This is a genomic window from Nocardioides flavescens, from assembly GCF_009823805.1.
GTDB lineage: Bacteria > Actinomycetota > Actinomycetes > Propionibacteriales > Nocardioidaceae > Nocardioides > Nocardioides flavescens.
Genome location: NZ_WUEK01000001.1, coordinates 432209 through 449277 on the forward strand (window position 1 = coordinate 432209; position 17069 = coordinate 449277).

The window sequence follows — 17069 nt, forward strand, 5'->3', positions numbered from 1 at the left end:
TCTACCCTCACGTGAGGGTAGAGTTCGCATCGTGAGCGGGTTCATGCAGATCGGCGAGGTCGCAGCCCGCACCGAGCTCTCGCTGCGGAGCCTGCGCCACTGGGAGGAGGTCGGCCTGCTCACCCCCTCGGGTCGCAGCGAGGGCGGGTTCCGGCTCTACACCGAGGACGACGTCGAGAAGATCCTCGTCATCCGACGCATGAAGCCGCTGGGTTTCAGCATCGAGTCGATGAAGGCCGTGATGGCCGACCTCAACCTGCTGCGTGACGACGCCTCGTCGCCCGCCGATCGCGACGCCGCCCGCGCGCGGCTCGGCGAGGTCCGCGACGAGGCGCACGAGCGCCGCCGCCAGCTCGCCCGTCAGCTCGCGATGGCCGACGAGTTCATCGGGCTGGTCTCCCGCGAGTCCGAGTGACGCCGAGAGTGGTTTCGAGACGGCCGTAGCCGGCCTCCTCAACCACCGTGACGGTGGTCGAGGAAGGACGGAGTCCTGTCTCGAGACCACTCGACCGCAGCGGCGGCCTCAGGGCAGTGCGAGCTCCGCGGTGACGCGGGTGCCGTTGTCGTTGTCGGTGCTCCAGTTGTCGCAGATGAAGTCGACGATGTGCAGGCCGCGTCCGCGCGGCGACTCGGGGCCGACACGCTTGGGCTCGAGCTCGCTGACGTCGCCGCCGTCGATGACGCTGAGCCGCAGCCGGTCGCCGAGCAGGCACCAGCTGACCTCGACCTCGCCGCTCGCGTTGGGGCGACCGTGCTCGTAGGCGTTGGCGACGAGCTCGCCGAGCACGATCTCGGCGTCCATGACGAACGGCCCGGGGCAGCCACGGCTGCGCAGCTCGGACGTCATCTGCTCCCGGGCGACGCGCGCGGCACCCGCGTCGTGGGGCAGGTGCACCGTGGTGCACGGGTCCCCGGGACCATGAGCGGTCGACTGGTGCGCGGTCGACACGTGGGTCCTCCTGGGGTCGGCGAGCGGTGCGTGCGCGTGCGTCGAGTCTGACCCGGAGCAGTGCGTCGCCGAGCGCAGGCGGGCGGTGCCCGAAGCCGGTCCCGCGCAAACCGCCGCGGTCGTCACGACACCCTCCTCCCCTGGTCCCGCCCCTGGTCCCGTCCTTCGGCGGGACCGGGCCGCCGCGGCGCAGCCCGACCGCTCCCCCGCCGCGCGTCGTGCGTCGGGCACGCGGGGTTGGGGCACGACATCTCCAGCACGCGTCGCGTGCCGCAGTGCGGGCAGGGCGCCTTCACACCCACGGGGGTACCCAGCGGGCGCCGCGGGAGCGCTCAGAACTCGTCGCGACGCTGCAGAGGCTTCGGCCGGCCGTCGGGATCGTGCAGCAGCAGGTACGGCGCGAGGGCGAGCGCGCGGGTGACCGGGCCGAGCTCGGGCGGCTCGAGCCGGCGCAGCCGCCCGGGCGGCCGCGGACCGACGCGGCCGCCGGCGTGCCAGGCGTCGAGCGCCGCCGCGCTCTCGGCGTACGCCGCGAACATGCCCTCGGGCTCGTGCAGGTCGACGAGCGCCTCGGGGTCGTCGGCGTCGCGGTCGAGGTGCTCGGCGGCCAGGCGCAGGCGCAGGGTGCGGGCGAACTCGTCGTCGGGGTCGATGACGACGGCCGAGAGCTCGGAGTCGTGGGTCCAGGACCGGCGGTTGAAGTTGTCGGAGCCGATGGTCGTCCAGGTGTCGTCGACCATGCAGGTCTTGGCGTGGACGTAGACCGGGGTGCCCTCGGCGTTCTCCAGGCCGTAGATCGCGACCCGGTCGGGCGCGGTGCGCTGCATGTCGAGCATCGCGCGACGTCGGCCGAGCTGCTGGGCGCGACGGCTGAGGCCGGTGACGTCGGTGTGGATCGGCACGACGGCGATCACGTGGAGCTCGGGGTGCTCGGCGAGCGCCTCGGTGAAGACCGAGCCGACGTGGGCGCCCCAGAGGTACTGGTCCTCGACGTAGACGAGCCGGCGCGCCTTGCGCACCGCCTTGGTGTATCCGCGCGCGACGCTGCGCTCGCCGCCCCGGGCGAAGGCGTAGTCGCGGCCCTGGCGCAGGTTGGGGTAGGTGCGCAGCAGCTGCACGACGTGGTGCCCGGCCGGCGGGGGCGGTGGCAGCTGCTCGGGCAGCGGGTCGGGCCAGGTGTCGAGGCCCCGCAGCCGGTCGTGGGCAATGACGATGGGGCTGCGGCGCAGCGTCGTGGGGTCCTCCCACCGCTCCCGGAACACGGTCTCGACGTCGTGCACGGCCGGCCCGCTGATGGCGGCCTGGATGTCGTGCCAGGGCGGGGTCTCGCCGTACTCGTCGGCCATGCCGGTGAGCGGCTGCGGGTCGCCGAGGTGGCGCTCGTCGTCACGTCGCGAGTGGCACAGGTCGATGCCGCCGACGTAGGCGATGTCGCGCGACGGGTCGTCGCGGTGGCGGATGACCACCATCTTCTGGTGGTGCGAGCCGCCGGTGCGCACCCGCATGTCGAGGATGACCTCGGCGCCGCGCTGCTGCAGTCGCTTGCCCAGCTGGTGGTTGCCGCGCGCGGTGAACCCGATGGCCTCGGAGTGCGAGCGCCAGACCAGGCCGCGCACGTCGACACCGCGCTCGTCGGCGCTCCCGAGGACCTCGACGACCTCGCTGCCCGGCTCGCCGGTCAGCCGCTCGTCGGCGTCGCCCTGCCAGTCGGTGAACAGCACCAGGTCGCCCTCGCGGGTGGCCTGGATCCGCTCGTAGAGCTCGGCGAAGTACGTCGCGCCGTGGACCAGCGGTCGCACGAGGTTGCCCTCCGACCACGCCTGGTCGCCCGGGTGCTGGTCGTCGAGCCTCGTCCGGGCATTGGCCCGCTCGAGCTTGCCGAGCAACCACTCCGCCGCAGACGCCACCTTGGCAGGCTATGGCACAGGGATCAGGTGACGACGAGGACGTGCAGCTCGCGGGGACCGTGGACGCCCTCGACGCGGTCGAGCTCGATGTCGCTCGTCGCCGAAGGGCCGCTGATCCACGTCTGCGGACGGTGCGGGTCGAGGGCCGCGACGGCCTCGGGCACCCCGAGCACGACCCGGTCCGCGGGCAGCACGCACACGTGCACGTCGGGCACCAGTGAGAACGCCCGCGGCCCCTGGCCCTCGCCGTGCGTGAGCACCAGCGTGCCGGTGGTCGCGACGCCCAGCGTCGCGGTCGTCACGACCGCCGGGATCCGATCGAGCTCGGCCGCCGTGAGCCCGGCTCCGGGCACGGGCTGCGGCACGGGCCACGCGAAGCCGTCGGGCACGACGGTGCGACGGCGCCGCAGCACCGTCGCCAGGGTGTCGGCCACCTCCGCCGGGGTGCAGCGGTGCACCCGGGCGCGGTAGTCCTCGACCCGCTCGACGAAGAGGTCGAGCAGATCGGGGCGCACCGGGCGGCGCGCCGGGTTGGTCCGGTAGTCCCGCGGCACCGGGGCCGCGGCCCGCTCCGTGCCGTGGAGTGCTCCGCGCACCCGCTCGAGGATCGCCGTGCGTGCGTCGTTCATGTGTCGGCCCCGTTCGTCCGTCGCCACCAAGCGCGGAACGACTCCCGTGGAGGAGCAGGGAGATCCCGTGCCTCTGACCAAGCGCCCCCCGGTCCAAGCAACCTTGACACTACCCCGCGTCCACCCGGGTCTACACGCCTGCGACCCAGGAACTTCCCGGCCAGGCCCGTCGCCCGCTCGACGGCGCCGAGCCGCGAGGCCCGGCCGAAGGCCCAGGCGGCGCCCTTCATGGCGGCCGCCTCGCCGACGTGCGAGACCTGTCCGCGGCGGGCGTCGACGACCTGGGCGCGCTGGTCGACCAGCACGCTCGGGATGTCGATGAGCACCGGGCAGACCTCGTAGCAGGCCCCGCACAGCGAGGAGGCGTAGGGCAGCGAGTCGACCTGCTCGTCCTCCCCCACCCCGCGCATGAGCGGGGTCAGGATCGCCCCGATGGGGCCGGGGTAGACCGAGCCGTAGGCGTGCCCGCCGGTGCGCTCGTAGACCGGGCAGACGTTGAGACACGCCGAGCAGCGGATGCAGCGCAGCGCCTGGCGCCCGACCTCGTCGGCCAGAGCGCGGGTGCGGCCGTTGTCGAGCAGCACCACGTGCACCTCCTGCGGCCCGTCGCCGGGGGTGACCCCGGTCCAGGTGGAGGTGTAGGGGTTCATCCGCTCGCCGGTCGAGGAGCGCGGGAGCAGCTGCAGGAAGGCGTCGAGGTCGGCCCAGGTCGGGACGACCTTCTCGATGCCGACCACGCTCACGAGCACCTCGGGCAGCGTGAGGCACATCCGCCCGTTGCCCTCGGACTCGACGACGACCAGGGTGCCGGTCTCGGCGACGGCGAAGTTGGCGCCCGAGACCGCCATGCCGGCACGCAGGAACTTCTCGCGCAGGTGCAGCCGTGCGGCCTCGGCGAGGCGCGCGGGCTCGTCGGTGAGGTCGTCGGGCGCGGGCCGCCCGGCGCCTGCCATCTCGCGCAGGAAGATCTCGCGGATCTCGGCGCGGTTGCGGTGGATCGCCGGCACCAGGATGTGGCTCGGCAGGTCGTCGCCGAGCTGCACGATGAGCTCGGCCAGGTCGGTCTCCCAGGCCGCGATGCCCTCGGCGGCGAGGGCCTCGTTGAGCCCGATCTCGGCGGTGGCCATCGACTTGATCTTCACGACCTCGTCGAAGCCGTGGCCGTGGGCGATCGAGGCGACGACCGCGCACGCCTCCTCGGCGTCGCGGGCCCAGTGCACGACCGCCCCGGCCGCGACCAGGGACTCCTCGAGCGCCACGAGGTGCTCGTCGAGGTGGAGCAGCGTCTGGTCCTTGATCGCCGCGCCGGCAAGGCGCAGCTGCTCCCACTCGCCGGTCTCCTCGAGCTCGGAGACGACGGCGGCGCGCTTGCCGCGGATGGTGCCGGTGGCGTGGGCGAGGTTGCGGCGCAGCTGCGGGTCGGCGAGCGCGGCCCGCGCGGCCTCCGGGAACGCCGGGGTGCCGAGGAACGTGCGGCTCACGAGGCCACCTCCCGGGCGCTCGCCTCGGTCGAGGCCAGCACCTCGGCCAGGTGCACGACGCGTACGCCGGCCCGCTGGCGCGAGAGCAGCCCCCCGACGTGCATGAGGCACGACGAGTCGCCGGCGACCAGCACGTCGGCGCCGGTCTCGCGCACGTGGCGCGCCTTGTCGGAGCCCATCGCCACCGAGGTGTCGGCGTTCTTGACGGCGAAGGTGCCGCCGAAGCCGCAGCACTGCTCGGCCGCCGGGAGCTCGACCAGGTCGAGCCCCTTCACGGCGCGCAGCAGCCGGGTGGGACGGTCGCCGACGCCGAGCATCCGCAGCGAGTGGCAGGTCGGGTGGTAGGTCACCCGGTGGGGGTAGTGCGCTCCGACGTCCTCGACGCCCAGGACGTCGACGAGGAACTCGCTGAGCTCGAGCACCCGCGGCGAGACCTCCTCCACCGCCCGCTGCAGCCCCGCGTCGCCGGAGCGGCGGGCCACGATCGAGTGCTGGTGGCGGCAGGAGCCGGCGCACGAGCCCGACGGGGCGACGACGTGGTCGTAGCCCGCGAAGGCGTCGACGAACGTGCGCACGACCGGCACGGCCTCGTCGAGGTAGCCGGTGTTGACCATCGGCTGGGCGCAGCAGGTCTGCGCGGTCGGGAACTCCACGTCGACGCCGAGGCGGCGCAGCAGGGTGAGCGTGGCCTTCCCGACGTCGGGGAACATCGCGTCGTTGACGCAGGTCACCATCAGCGCGACCTTCACGAGACCACCACTCCCCCATCCTGCGTCACGCCCGCACGCGGGCGGTGCTCGCGCAGCGGGTGGGTGCGGGCGACGAGGTCGCGCAGCGCCTCGAGGTCACCGCTCAGCGCGCCGAGGGCGCGGGCCTGCACGAGCACGTTGCCGAGCGCCGTCGCCTCCACCGGGCCGGCGAGCACGGGCAGCCCGAGCCGGTCGGCGAGCAGGTCGCAGAGCGGCGCGTTCTGCGCGCCGCCGCCGACCACGTGCACCCGCTCGAGGGTGCGGCCCGACAGGGTCGCCGCCTGCTCCACCGCGCGGGCGAACCCCTCGGCGAGCGAGGCGACGATGCTGCGCACCAGGCCGATGCGGTCGGCCGGCGGGGCGACGTCGTGCTCGAGGCACCACGCGGCGATCCGCGCCGGCTGGTCGTCGCTGCCGTCGTTGGGCGCCAGGAACCGCGGGTCCTGCACGTCGAAGACCACGACCGGACCGTCGTACGCCGCGGCCCGGGCGAGCAGCTCGCCGAGGTCGGCCCCGCCCTGCCCCCAGGAGCGCAGGGTCTCCGAGAGCAGCCAGGTGCCCATGACGTTGGTGAGGAAGCGCGTGCGACCGTCGACGCCGCCCTCGTTGGTGAAGTTGGCGGCGCGCGCGGCCTCGGTGACGACGGGCGTCTCGAGCTCGACGCCGACCAGCCCCCACGTGCCGCAGGAGACGTACGCCGCCACGCCGGGGTCGCGCATCGGCACGGCGACGACCGCGGAGGCGGTGTCGTGGGAGCCGACCGCGACGACGGGCACGGCCCCGTGCGGACCGGCGTGCTCGCCGACGACGGTGCCCGGGTCGACGAGCTCGCCGAGCTGGTCGCGACGCAGGCCGACCAGCGCGAGCAGGTCGTCGTCCCAGTCACCGGTGCTGACCGAGAGAAGGCCGGTGGTCGAGGCGTTGGTGCGCTCGCTCACCGCGCGCCCGGTGAGCTGCCAGGTGAGCAGGTCGGGCACGAGCAGGAGCCGCTCGGCCTCGGCCAGCCGCGTCTCGGCGGCCAGCTGGTAGACCGTGTTGAAGGGCAGGAACTGCAGCCCGCTGCGGCGGTAGAGCTCCGCCGGGTCGACCGCACGGTGCACGGTCTCGACCCCGGCGGCGGTGCGGGCGTCGCGGTAGCACCACGGCCACCCGAGCAGCTCGCCGCCGCGCAGCAGGCCGTAGTCGACGGCCCAGGAGTCGACGCCGACCCCGTCGACGGGACCGGCGGCCCGCAGGCCCGCGAGGGCGTGGTCGAACAACGAGGGGGTGTCCCACCTCAGCTCGCGGCCTGCGGGGCCGGGGATCTCGCTCGGGCCGTTGACGAACCGCGCGACCGTCTCGATCACCAGCTCGTCGGGCCCCACCCGGCCGCGGACGACCCGGCCGCTCGAGGCGCCCAGGTCGACCGCGGCCACGGTCACGGTGGGGGCATGCGTCATCGCAGGAACGCCGCGGCCACCCCGGCGTCCACGGGCACGTGGAGACCCGTGGTGTGGGTGAGGTCGGGACCGCACAGCGCGAAGACGGCGTTGGCGATGTGGCTCGGCAGCACCTCGCGCTTGAGGATCGTGCGCTGGGCGTAGAACTTGCCCAGGTCCTTCTCCTCGACGCCGTAGACCTCGGCGCGGTTGGCGCCCCAGCCGCCGGAGAAGATGCCGGAGCCCTGGACGACGCCGTCGGGGTTGACGCCGTTGACCTTGATGCCGTGGGCGCCGAGCTCGGCGGCCAGCAGGCGCACCTGGTGGGCCTGGTCGGCCTTCGCGGCGCCGTAGGCGACGTTGTTGGGCCCGGCGAAGACGGAGTTCTTGCTGGAGATGTAGATGACGTCGCCGCCCATCTCCTGCGCGATCATCGCCCGGGCCGCGGCCTGGGTGACCAGGAACGAGCCCTTGGCCATCACGTCGTGCTGCAGGTCCCAGTCCTTCTCGGTGGTCTCGAGCAGCGAGCGCGAGAGCGAGAGACCGGCGTTGTTGACGACGAGGTCGACGCCACCGAAGGCGAGGACGGCCGCGTCGACGGCCGCCTGCACGGCGGCGGCGTCGGAGACGTCGGCGCCGACACCGACGGCGACGTCGGGGCCACCGATCTCGGCGGCGGCGGCCTCGGCCTTGGCGAGGTCGAGGTCGGCGATGACGACGCAGGCGCCCTCGGCGGCCAGACGCTGGGCGGTGGCCTTGCCGATGCCCGAGGCCGCGCCGGTGACCAGCGCGATGCGGGTCGCGAGCGGCTTGGGGGCCGGCATCCGCTGGAGCTTGGCCTCCTCGAGCGCCCAGTACTCGATGCGGAACTTCTCCGCCTCGTCGATCGGGGCGTACGTCGACAGGCCCTCGGCGCCGCGCATCACGTTGATGGCGTTGACGTAGAACTCACCGGCGACCCGCGCGGTCTGCTTGTCCTTGCCGAAGCTGAACATGCCGACGCCCGGGACGAGCACGATGAGCGGGTCCGCGCCGCGGATGGCCGGGCTGTCCGGCGTCGCGTTGCGCTCGTAGTAGCCGCGGTAGTCCTCGCGGTAGGCGACGGCCAGCTCCTTGAGCCGGGCGATCGACTCCTCGACGCTCGCGGTCGGGGGCAGGTCGAGGACGAGCGGCTTGACCTTGGTGCGCAGGAAGTGGTCGGGGCACGACGTGCCCAGCTCGGCCAGGCGCGGGTGCTCTGCGGCGGCGAGGAAGTCGGTGACGACGCTGGAGTCGGTGAAGTGGCCGACCATCGGGCGGTCCACCGAGGCGATGCCGCGGATGGTCGGCGCGAGCGCGGCGGCCCGGGCGCGACGCTCGGCGTCGGGCAGCGCGGCGTACCCCTCGAGCGCCGGGCCGAACGGCTCGGCCTTGCTGTGCTCGGCGATGTAGGCCGCGGCCGTGTCGATGATCCAGAGCGAGTTGGTCTCGGACTCCTCGCTGGTCTCGCCCCACGCGGTGATGCCGTGACCTCCGAGGATGCAGCCGACGGCCTGCGGGTTGGCCTCCTTGATGGCGGCGATGTCGAGGCCGAGCTGGAAGCCCGGACGGCGCCAGGGCACCCACACCACGCGGTCGCCGAAGATCTCCTTGGTGAGCGCCTCGCCGTCGGCGGCGGTCGCGATCGCGATGCCGGAGTCGGGGTGCAGGTGGTCGACGTGCGCGGCGTCGACGAGGCCGTGCATCGCGGTGTCGATCGACGGTGCGGCACCGCCCTTGCCGTGCAGGCAGTAGTCGAACGCCGCGACCATCTCGTCCTCGCGCTCGATGCCGGGGTAGACGTCGACGAGTGCACGCATCCGGTCCAGGCGCAGCACGGCCAGGCCGGACTCCTTCAGGGTGCCGAGGTCGCCGCCCGAGCCCTTGACCCAGACGAGCTCGACGGGCTCACCGGTGACCGGGTCGGTCTCGGTGCCCTTGGCGGAGGTGTTGCCGCCCGCGTAGTTGGTGTTCTTGGGGTCGGCGCCGAGTCGATTGGACCGAGCGATCAGCTCGGCCGCGGTCGGGTTGGAGGTGGGCATGGTGCCTTCCGGTGAGGTGCGAAGAGGTGTGGTGTGGGAGGAGGGGTGGGAGGACCGGGCGCTCAGAGCCAGCCGGCCTGGGCGCCGCCGATGCGGTCGGCCTCGATCTGCTCCTGGTAGCCGCTGGCGAGGTAGGCCGCCATCGGGTCACCCGGCAGGCCCCGCTCCTCGCGCCAGGCGGCGAGGTGGGGGCGGACGTCGGTGTAGAAGGCGTCCATGAAGACCGCGTTGGCGCCGAGGACGTCACCGTCCTCCTGGGCCGCCGTCAGCGCGTCGCGGTCGACGAGCAGCGCGCGCGCCGTCATCTCCTGGACGTTGAGCACCGAGCGGATCTGGCCGGGGATCTTCTTCTCGACGTTGTGGCACTGGTCGAGCATGTAGGCCACGTCGCTGTCGGGGCCGAAGCCGCCGCCGCGGACGCACTCGAAGAGGATCCGGAACAGCTGGAACGGGTCGGCCGCGCCCACGATCAGGTCGTCGTCGGCGTAGAAGCGGCTGTTGAAGTCGAACGAGCCCAGGCGGCCCAGGCGCAGCAGCTGCGCCACGATGAACTCGATGTTGGTGCCGGGCGCGTGGTGGCCGGTGTCGAGGCACACCATCGCGCGCTCGCCGAGCGCGCTGACCTGGGCGTACGACGTGCCCCAGTCCGGGACGTCGGTGTGGTAGAACGCCGGCTCGAAGAACTTGTACTCGAGCACCAGGCGCTGGGTGTCGCCCAGCGTCAGCAGCCGCTCGTAGATCGTCTGCAGGCTCTCGGCGAGCCGGTCCTGCCGGCCGCGCATGTCGCCCTGGCCGGGGTAGTTGGTCCCCTCGGCGAGCCAGATCTTGAGGTCGCGCGAGCCGGTCGCGGCCATCACGTCGAGGCACTCGAAGTGGTGGTCGATCGCCTTCTGGCGGATCTTGGCGTCGGTGTGGGTGAGGGCCCCGAACTTGTAGTCGTCGTCCTGGAAGGTGTTGGAGTTGATCGTGCCGATGCCGGTGCCGAGGTCCTCGGCGTAGCGGCGCAGGGCGGCGAAGTCGTCGACCAGGTCCCACGGGATGTGCAGGGCCACCGTCGGCGCGAGGCCGGTGAAGCGGTGGACGGTCGCCGCGTCGGCGATCTTCTCCTCCACCGTCCGGGGGGTGCCGGGGGTGCCGAACACCTTGAACCGGGTGCCGGAGTTGCCGTAGGCCCACGAGGGGACCTCGATCGCCTGCCCCTCCAGCTGGGCTGCGATCTGCTCGAACGTCGTCATCTCACTCACTCACGCGTCGGTAGTGGACCCGAGGTGGTGCTCCAGCTGGTCCTCCAGGTGGAACACCTCCTCGAGCACGAGGAACCCCTCGTCGGGCGCACGGCCCTCGAGCTCCTCGAAGAACTGCGCCATCTCGGCCTGCCAGCGGCCGTTGACCTCGGTGCGGGCCATGCCCGCCAGGGCCTCCTCGAGCGATGGCGTCTCGAAGTAGCCGATGAGCAGCCCGTCGGGCCGCACGAAGAGCGAGTAGTTGTGCCACCCGGTCTCCGCGAGGGCCGCGAGCATGTCGGGCCAGACGGCGGCGTGCCGCTGCCGGTACTCCGTGAGCCGATCGGGCTTCACCTGGAGCTGGAAGCAGACACGCCGCACGTCGGGTCCTCTCTCGTCTCTGGGTCTGTGCTCTGCGTCGGTCCGACTTCGACTCAGAAGTCGAAGTCGCCGATGTTGTCGGCGTTGAACTTGAACGGCTCGCCCAGCAGCACGACGCCGTCCTCGGCGGTGAACTCACCCAGGTCGCCGGCCTCGAACGAGCCGGAGCCGTCCGTGACGTCGCCGTCGACGAGGGCCTTGGCGGCGTACGCCGCGAGGGTGCCGAGGTCGGCGGGGTTCCACAGGGCGAACTCGGTGACGGTGCCGTCCTCGACGTACTCGCGCATCTGGTTCGGGGTGCCGAGACCGGTGAGCGCGACCTTGCCCTTGGCGTCGGAGGTCGAGAGGTAGCGGGCGGCGGCCGCGATGCCGACGGTGGTCGGGCTGATGATGCCCTTCAGGTCCGGGTTGGCCTGCAGGAGCGCCGCGGTCTGGTCGAACGACTTCTGGTCGTCGTCGTCGCCGTAGACGGTGTCGACGAGCGTGATGTTCGGGTGGTTCGCCGCCAGGTCCTCCTTCATGAGGTCGATCCAGGCGTTCTGGTTGGTCGCGTTGGCCGCGGCCGAGAGGATGGCGATGTCACCCTCGTCGCCGATCTGCTCGGCGATCATGTCGACCTGCACCTTGGCGATGCCCTCGGCGGTGGCCTGGTTGATGAACAGGTCGCGGCAGTCGGCGTTGGTGTCGGAGTCGAAGGTGACGACCTTGACGTCGGCGTCGCGCGCCTCGTTCAGCGCGTCGCAGATCGCCTCGGGGTCGTTGGCCGACACGACGAGGGCGCTCGCGCCCTGCTGCGCCGCGGTGTTGATGAACGGCACCTGCGCGTCGGGGCTGGCCTGGTCGGGACCGACCTCCTGGTAGGTGCCGCCGAAGGCCTCGACGGCCGCCTTGCCGGCGTTGTCGCTCGTGTCGAAGTACGGGTTGCCCAGGTTCTTCGGCAGGAAGACGTAGGTGCCGGACGCGCTGTCGCCGCCACCGCTGCTGTTGTCGGAGCCGCTGCCGCCGTCGTCGCCGCCGCAGGCGGACAGGGACAGACCGGCCGAGAGGACGAGTGCGGCGAGCGCCGCCACCCGTCGGTTGTGCAACTTCATCGTTGGAGCCTTTCCTCGTGGTCGACCGGTGCTTCGCCCGTGTCGTTTCTGGGTGGAGCGGGTGTTGCGGACCTCGTCCGACCGGCCAGACTGCGCAGCCGGACGAGGAGACTGGGTGCGATCACCGAGAGGATGAGCAGGCTCCCGATGACGATGTTGATGACGTTGACCGTCTGGTTCTCCAGGCGCATCGCGCTGGAGATCACGCCGATGAGCAGCACGCCGGCGACGACGCCGTGCAAGGCGCCCCGGCCGCCGAAGATCGAGACGCCGCCGAGCAGCACCGCGGCGATGACCTGGAGCTCGAGGCCCGTGGCGTTGTCACCGCGGGCACTGCCGTAGCGCAGCGTGTAGTAGACGCCGGCCAGCGCCGAGACCGCGCCGGTCATGACGAACAGCCAGAACTTCGTGCGCTCGACGTCCACGCCGGAGAAGTGCGCGGCCTCGTCGTTGAGCCCGATCTCGTAGATCCCGCGGCCGAACGGCGTGAAGTGGAGCAGCCAGGCGAACGCGATGAGCAGCAGGACGAACGGGATCAGCACGACCGGGTAGCTCGAGCCGTCGACGATGCGCTGCTTGGCCAGGTCGGTCCAGCGCTCGGGGAAGTCGGTGACCGCCTCCGTGCCGAGCAGGCCGACCGCGATGCCGCGGTAGAGCGCGAGCGTGCCGATGGTGACCGCGAGCGACGGCAGACCGACGTAGCCGACGAGGAAGCCGTTGAGGGCCCCACAGACGACGCCGACCAGCACCGCGACGAGCGCGGCGACCGGGATCGAGAGACCCGCGTCCTGGTGGAGCAGGCCGACGAGCACGCTGCTCAGCCCGACCACGCTCGCCACCGACAGGTCGATCTCGCCGGTGACGATGACCAGCGTCATCGGCAGGGCGATGAGCAGGATCGGCGCGGTGTCGAGGAAGAGGTAGTAGAGCGTCAGCGGACCGTCGAAGGCCTGGACGTTGGCGGTGCTCCAGGTGAAGACGAGCACCAGGGCGACGATGACCGCGACCTCGGGGGTCAGCAGGGCCCGGCGCCACAGGGGCTGGGCGTGCGCCGCGTAGGAGCGCGGCGTCTCCGTGGGAGGGGTGGCGAGCTGGGTCATCGGTCGTTGGCCTCCACGAGCTTGCGCTCCTGCCGCAGGGTGAGCAGCCGGTCGAGGGCGACGGCCGCGAGGATCAGGGCGCCGACGACGGCCTGCTGCCAGAAGTCGGAGATGCCGAGGATCGGCAGGGCGCGGTTGATGGTCACGAGCAGGAAGGCGCCGATCGCGGCGCCCCACACCGTGCCGCTGCCGCCGAAGATCGCGACGCCGCCGATGACGGCCGCGCCGACCGCCTGGAGCTCGATGCCGTAGCCGGCGCCCGAGGAGACGGTGCCGTAGCGCGCGGCGTACACGACACCGGCCAGGCCGGCGAGCGCCCCCGAGACCACGAAGGCCAGGAGCACGCGGCGGCTGACCCGCAGTCCGTAGAGCGTGGCCGCGTCGGGGTCGGAGCCGATGGCGTAGAGCTCGCGGCCGGCCCGGGCGGTCCAGAGGAAGTAGCCCACGACCGCCAGCACGACCAGCGCGATGATCGTCAGGACCGGGACGCCCAGCAGCTGCTGGGTGCCGAGCCGCGAGAAGCCGCGCGGCAGGTCGGAGGCGTTGATCCGGTCGGAGCCGGCCCAGGTGAGGAACGCGCCGCGGTAGATGTAGAGCGTGCCGAGCGTGATGACCAGGGCGGGCACCTTGCCCCACGCGACCAGCACGCCGTTGACCAGGCCGAGTACGGCACCGAAGGCCATGCCGGCGAGGAACACCACCGGGATCGGCAGCCCCGGGTGGTCGACGAACAACCGCCCGGTGAGGTACGCCGACAGCCCGAGGGTCGAGCCGACCGACAGGTCGACGTTGCGGGTGATGATCACGACCGTCTGACCGGTCGCCAGGATCAGCAGCAGGCACGGGGTCAGCAGCAGGTCGCGGAAGCCGGTCGAGCTGAAGAGGAACCCGTCGTTCTTGACCGTCGTGACGAGGATCAGCGCGACGAGGACCGTGAACACCGCGATCTCGCGGGAGCGGAGCAGCCCCCCGAGCACCCGCCGGGTCGGCGAGGTCGCGCTGGGCTGGACGAGCAGGTCGGTGCTCATGCGTGGACCTCCTGGTCGTTGCGGCGGGTGGCGGCGAGCATGACCTTCTCGGGGGTGGCGTCGGCGCGGTCGAGCTCGGCGCTGATCCGGCCCTCGCAGACGACGAGGACGCGGTCGGCCATGCCGAGCACCTCCGGCAGCTCGGAGGAGATCATCACGATGGCCATGCCCTGGCCGGCCAGGTCGGAGAGCAGGCGGTGCACCTCGGACTTGGTGCCGACGTCGATGCCGCGGGTGGGCTCGTCGATGATCAGCAGCTTGGGCTCGGTGGCGAGCCACTTGGCGATGACGACCTTCTGCTGGTTGCCCCCGGACATCGTCGCGGCGGGCATGTCGAGGGCGTTGGTCTTCACCTGCAGCTTGGCGGCCCACGGGCTGCTGGCGCGGTCCTCGGCGCTCCCGGTCAGCACGCCGGCGGTGCTCAGGCCGCGGCGGATGACGGAGGCGATGTTGCGCGCCACCGACCCCTCGACGACCAGGCCCTGCTTGCGGCGGTCCTCGGGGACCAGCGCCATGCCGGCGCGTACGGCGCCCCGCGGGTCGCCGCGGCGGACCTCGCGACCGTCGAGGCGCACGGTGCCGCTGTCGTAGGAGTCGACGCCGAAGACGGCGCGCGCGATCTCGCTGCGGCCGGCACCGACGAGCCCGGCGAGGCCGACGATCTCGCCGGCCCGCACCTCGAAGGAGACGTCGTGGAAGACGCCGGCCGAGGTGAGCCCCTCGACCGAGAGCACCACGTCGCCGACCGGCGCGGGGGTCTTCGGGAACAGCTCGCCGACCTCGCGACCGACCATCTGGGCGACCAGCGCGTCGACGGTGGTGTCGGCGAGGGCCTGCGTGGCGACGTACGCACCGTCGCGCATGACGGTGACGGTGTCGCAGAGCGCGAACACCTCGTCGAAGCGGTGGGAGATGAAGACCAGGCCGCGCCCCTCGTCACGCAGGCTGCGGGCGACCTGGAACAGCCGCTCGACCTCGACCCCGCTGAGCGCCGCGGTCGGCTCGTCCATGATGAGCAGCGCCGCGTCGAGCGAGATGGCCTTGGCGATCTCGATGATCTGCTGGTCGGCGATCGACAGGCCGCGGGCGAGCCGGCGGGGGTCGAGGTCGACGCCGAGACGGCGGAACAGCGAGGTCGCCTCGGCGTGCATCGCACCGCGGTCGATCCGGCGTCCGCTCAGCAGCGGCTGGCGGCCCATGAAGATGTTCTCGGTGACCGACAGGTCGGGGAACAGCGTCGGCTCCTGGTAGATCACCGCGATGCCGGCGGCCTTCGACTCCGCGGTCGAGGCGAAGTCGACGCTCTCGCCGCGGAAGCGCAGGTCGCCGCCGTCGCGGCGGTGCACGCCGGCGACGATCTTGACCAGCGTCGACTTGCCCGCGCCGTTCTCGCCGATGAGGGCGTGGATGGAGCCGGGACGCACGCTGAGGGTGCCGTCGCGCAGCGCACGCACGGCCCCGAAGGACTTCTGCACACCCTCGAGCTCGAGGATCGGCGCCTCGCCCTGCGACGCCGATTGAAAGGTTTCATTCATCGCCGCAGACGCTAGGTGACTGCGATCACAGTCGTCAAGATCACGAGCGAAGAAAGTTGCGTAGAGTGCGCACGCAACGTTTCACCCAGCCCCCGGCCACGGCGAGGAGTCCCCGATGCGCAGTGCCTCCGTCAAGGACGTCGCCGCGCGCGCCGGCGTGTCCCTCGGCACCGTGTCCAACGTGCTCAACCGGCCCGACCGGGTCAGCAGCTCCACGCGGGAGCGCGTCGAGGCCGCCATGGGCGAGCTCGGCTTCGTGCGCAACGAGTCCGCCCGTCAGCTGCGCACCGGCACGAGCCAGACGCTCGCCTACGTCGTGCTCGACGCCAGCAACCCGTTCTTCACCGACGTCGCCCGGGGCATGGAGGGCGCGGCGGAGGCCCACGGTCTTTCGCTCGTGCTGTGCAACAGCGGGCAGCGGCCCGACCGGGAGGCCGCCCACCTCGCGCTCTTCGCCCAGCAGCGGGTGCAGGGCATCCTCGTGACCCCGGTCGACCCCACCTCGCCGCTGCTCGATCGCACCCGCACCCTGGGCACCCCGGTCGTGATCGTCGACCGGACGCGTCACGACGCGTCGTTCTGCTCGGTCTCCGTCGACGACGAGCTGGGCGGGCGGCTGGCCGTCGAGCACCTCGTCGACCGCGGGCACCGGCGCATCGCCTTCATCGGCGGCCCGATGGAGATCGGCCAGATCACCGACCGCCTGCGCGGGGCGCGGGCGGCGTGGGCCGACGCCGGCCGGCCGGCCGAGGACCTGGTGGTGCTCGTGACCGACTGGCTCGACGTGGCGGGCGGTCGCGAGGCCGGCGCCCGCCTGGCGGGCATGAGCTCGGCCAAGCGCCCCACGGCGGCGTTCTGCGCCAACGACCTGATCGCGCTCGGGCTGCTGCAGCACGCCATCAGCAGCGGCACCTCGGTGCCCGAGCAGCTCGCGATCGTGGGCTACGACGACATCGAGTTCGCGGCCGCCGCCGCGGTGCCGCTCTCGTCGGTGCGCCAGCCGCGCCACGAGCTCGGCCGCGCCGCCGCGGACCTGCTGCTCGACGAGGCCGGCAACCCCGACCACGAGCACCGGCAGGTGCAGTTCACCCCCGAGCTGGTGGCGCGGCGCTCGACCGGCTGAGACCCGGCTGTCTCAGACCTCCACGATCACGTTGGTCGCCTTGACGACCGCGGTGGCGGTCGAGCCGACCTCCAGACCGAGCTCGTCGGCGGCGTCGCGGCTCATCAGCGAGACGATGCGGAAGTCACCGCAGGCCAGCTCGACCTGGGCCATCACCTCGTCACGCTTGACCGCCACGACGACGCCGGTGAGCCGGTTGCGCGCCGAGCTGGTGCGGGTCGAGCCCGACAGCGAGGCGAGCAGCGGGGCGAGCTGGTCGACCGGCAGCACCCGCTGGTTGCGGTGGCGCTCGAACCGCACGCGGCCCTCGGCCTCCCAGCGCCGCAAGGTGTCGACACTGACGCCGACCGCCTGGGCGACCTCGCCGATCCGCAGGTGCTCCGCCACGCTCGCAA

General features: G+C 72.4%; 16 protein-coding genes. 2 read left to right on the forward strand and 14 right to left on the reverse strand.

Annotated features, from left to right (window positions below; all coding sequences use genetic code 11):
• The first annotated feature begins 31 nt into the window (after window positions 1-31).
• Entirely contained in the window at window positions 32-415 is a 384-nt protein-coding gene (locus GRQ65_RS02055; protein WP_202387040.1) for a MerR family transcriptional regulator, read from the forward strand.
• 108 nt (window positions 416-523) lie between these two features.
• On the opposite strand, the gene GRQ65_RS02060 is transcribed toward GRQ65_RS02055, so the two are convergent.
• The 13 genes from GRQ65_RS02060 to GRQ65_RS02120 all read right to left on the reverse strand — a co-directional run bounded on the left by GRQ65_RS02060 (window position 524) and on the right by GRQ65_RS02120 (window position 15551).
• Window positions 524-949 carry an ATP-binding protein gene (locus tag GRQ65_RS02060; protein WP_160874608.1) on the reverse strand — a complete coding sequence of 142 codons (426 nt, stop codon included), beginning with the start codon at window positions 947-949 and terminating at the stop codon, window positions 524-526.
• Window positions 950-1281: 332 nt separating this feature from the next.
• Complete coding sequence (locus GRQ65_RS02065; RefSeq protein WP_160874610.1) at window positions 1282-2856, reverse strand: phospholipase D-like domain-containing protein; 1575 nt, start codon at window positions 2854-2856, stop codon at window positions 1282-1284.
• A gap of 23 nt (window positions 2857-2879) precedes the next feature.
• Window positions 2880-3485, reverse strand: coding sequence for a LutC/YkgG family protein (locus GRQ65_RS02070; protein WP_160874612.1), 606 nt, complete (start codon window positions 3483-3485; stop codon window positions 2880-2882).
• On the reverse strand, window positions 3482-5077 hold the full coding sequence (locus tag GRQ65_RS02075; protein ID WP_439331839.1) for a lactate utilization protein B: 1596 nt from the start codon (window positions 5075-5077) through the stop codon (window positions 3482-3484). The genes GRQ65_RS02070 and GRQ65_RS02075 overlap by 4 nt, the downstream gene beginning before the upstream one ends.
• Window positions 4963-5700 (reverse strand): (Fe-S)-binding protein, encoded by a 738-nt coding sequence (locus GRQ65_RS02080; protein ID WP_160874958.1) that lies wholly within the window; start codon window positions 5698-5700, stop codon window positions 4963-4965. The genes GRQ65_RS02075 and GRQ65_RS02080 overlap by 115 nt, the downstream gene beginning before the upstream one ends.
• A gap of 11 nt (window positions 5701-5711) precedes the next feature.
• A complete protein-coding gene (locus GRQ65_RS02085) occupies window positions 5712-7154 on the reverse strand; it encodes a rhamnulokinase (protein ID WP_160874616.1) in 1443 nt (480 codons plus the stop codon).
• Window positions 7151-9193, reverse strand: a complete 2043-nt coding sequence (locus GRQ65_RS02090; RefSeq protein WP_160874618.1) for a bifunctional aldolase/short-chain dehydrogenase — start codon at window positions 9191-9193, stop codon at window positions 7151-7153. Before GRQ65_RS02090 ends, GRQ65_RS02085 begins: the two co-directional genes overlap by 4 nt.
• A gap of 62 nt (window positions 9194-9255) precedes the next feature.
• Entirely contained in the window at window positions 9256-10428 is a 1173-nt protein-coding gene (gene rhaI, locus GRQ65_RS02095; protein ID WP_160874960.1) for an L-rhamnose isomerase, read from the reverse strand.
• Between the two features lie 9 nt (window positions 10429-10437).
• Window positions 10438-10797 (reverse strand): L-rhamnose mutarotase, encoded by a 360-nt coding sequence (locus GRQ65_RS02100; protein WP_160874620.1) that lies wholly within the window; start codon window positions 10795-10797, stop codon window positions 10438-10440.
• Between the two features lie 53 nt (window positions 10798-10850).
• Window positions 10851-11888 carry a rhamnose ABC transporter substrate-binding protein gene (gene rhaS, locus GRQ65_RS02105; protein ID WP_160874622.1) on the reverse strand — a complete coding sequence of 346 codons (1038 nt, stop codon included), beginning with the start codon at window positions 11886-11888 and terminating at the stop codon, window positions 10851-10853.
• The gene (locus GRQ65_RS02110) at window positions 11885-12988 is read right to left on the reverse strand and encodes an ABC transporter permease (RefSeq protein ID WP_160874624.1); all 1104 of its coding nucleotides are present in this window, start codon (window positions 12986-12988) and stop codon (window positions 11885-11887) included. Before GRQ65_RS02110 ends, rhaS begins: the two co-directional genes overlap by 4 nt.
• The gene (locus tag GRQ65_RS02115; protein WP_160874626.1) at window positions 12985-14016 is read right to left on the reverse strand and encodes an ABC transporter permease; all 1032 of its coding nucleotides are present in this window, start codon (window positions 14014-14016) and stop codon (window positions 12985-12987) included. Before GRQ65_RS02115 ends, GRQ65_RS02110 begins: the two co-directional genes overlap by 4 nt.
• On the reverse strand, window positions 14013-15551 hold the full coding sequence (locus GRQ65_RS02120; RefSeq protein WP_160874628.1) for a sugar ABC transporter ATP-binding protein: 1539 nt from the start codon (window positions 15549-15551) through the stop codon (window positions 14013-14015). The genes GRQ65_RS02115 and GRQ65_RS02120 overlap by 4 nt, the downstream gene beginning before the upstream one ends.
• Before the next feature lie 115 nt (window positions 15552-15666).
• Between GRQ65_RS02120 and GRQ65_RS02125 the strand changes: the two genes are divergently transcribed.
• Window positions 15667-16674 carry a LacI family DNA-binding transcriptional regulator gene (locus tag GRQ65_RS02125; protein ID WP_160874630.1) on the forward strand — a complete coding sequence of 336 codons (1008 nt, stop codon included), beginning with the start codon at window positions 15667-15669 and terminating at the stop codon, window positions 16672-16674.
• Window positions 16675-16686: 12 nt separating this feature from the next.
• On the opposite strand, the gene GRQ65_RS02130 is transcribed toward GRQ65_RS02125, so the two are convergent.
• Window positions 16687-17061, reverse strand: a complete 375-nt coding sequence (locus GRQ65_RS02130; RefSeq protein ID WP_160874632.1) for a TOBE domain-containing protein — start codon at window positions 17059-17061, stop codon at window positions 16687-16689.
• Between the last annotated feature and the right edge of the window lie 8 nt (window positions 17062-17069).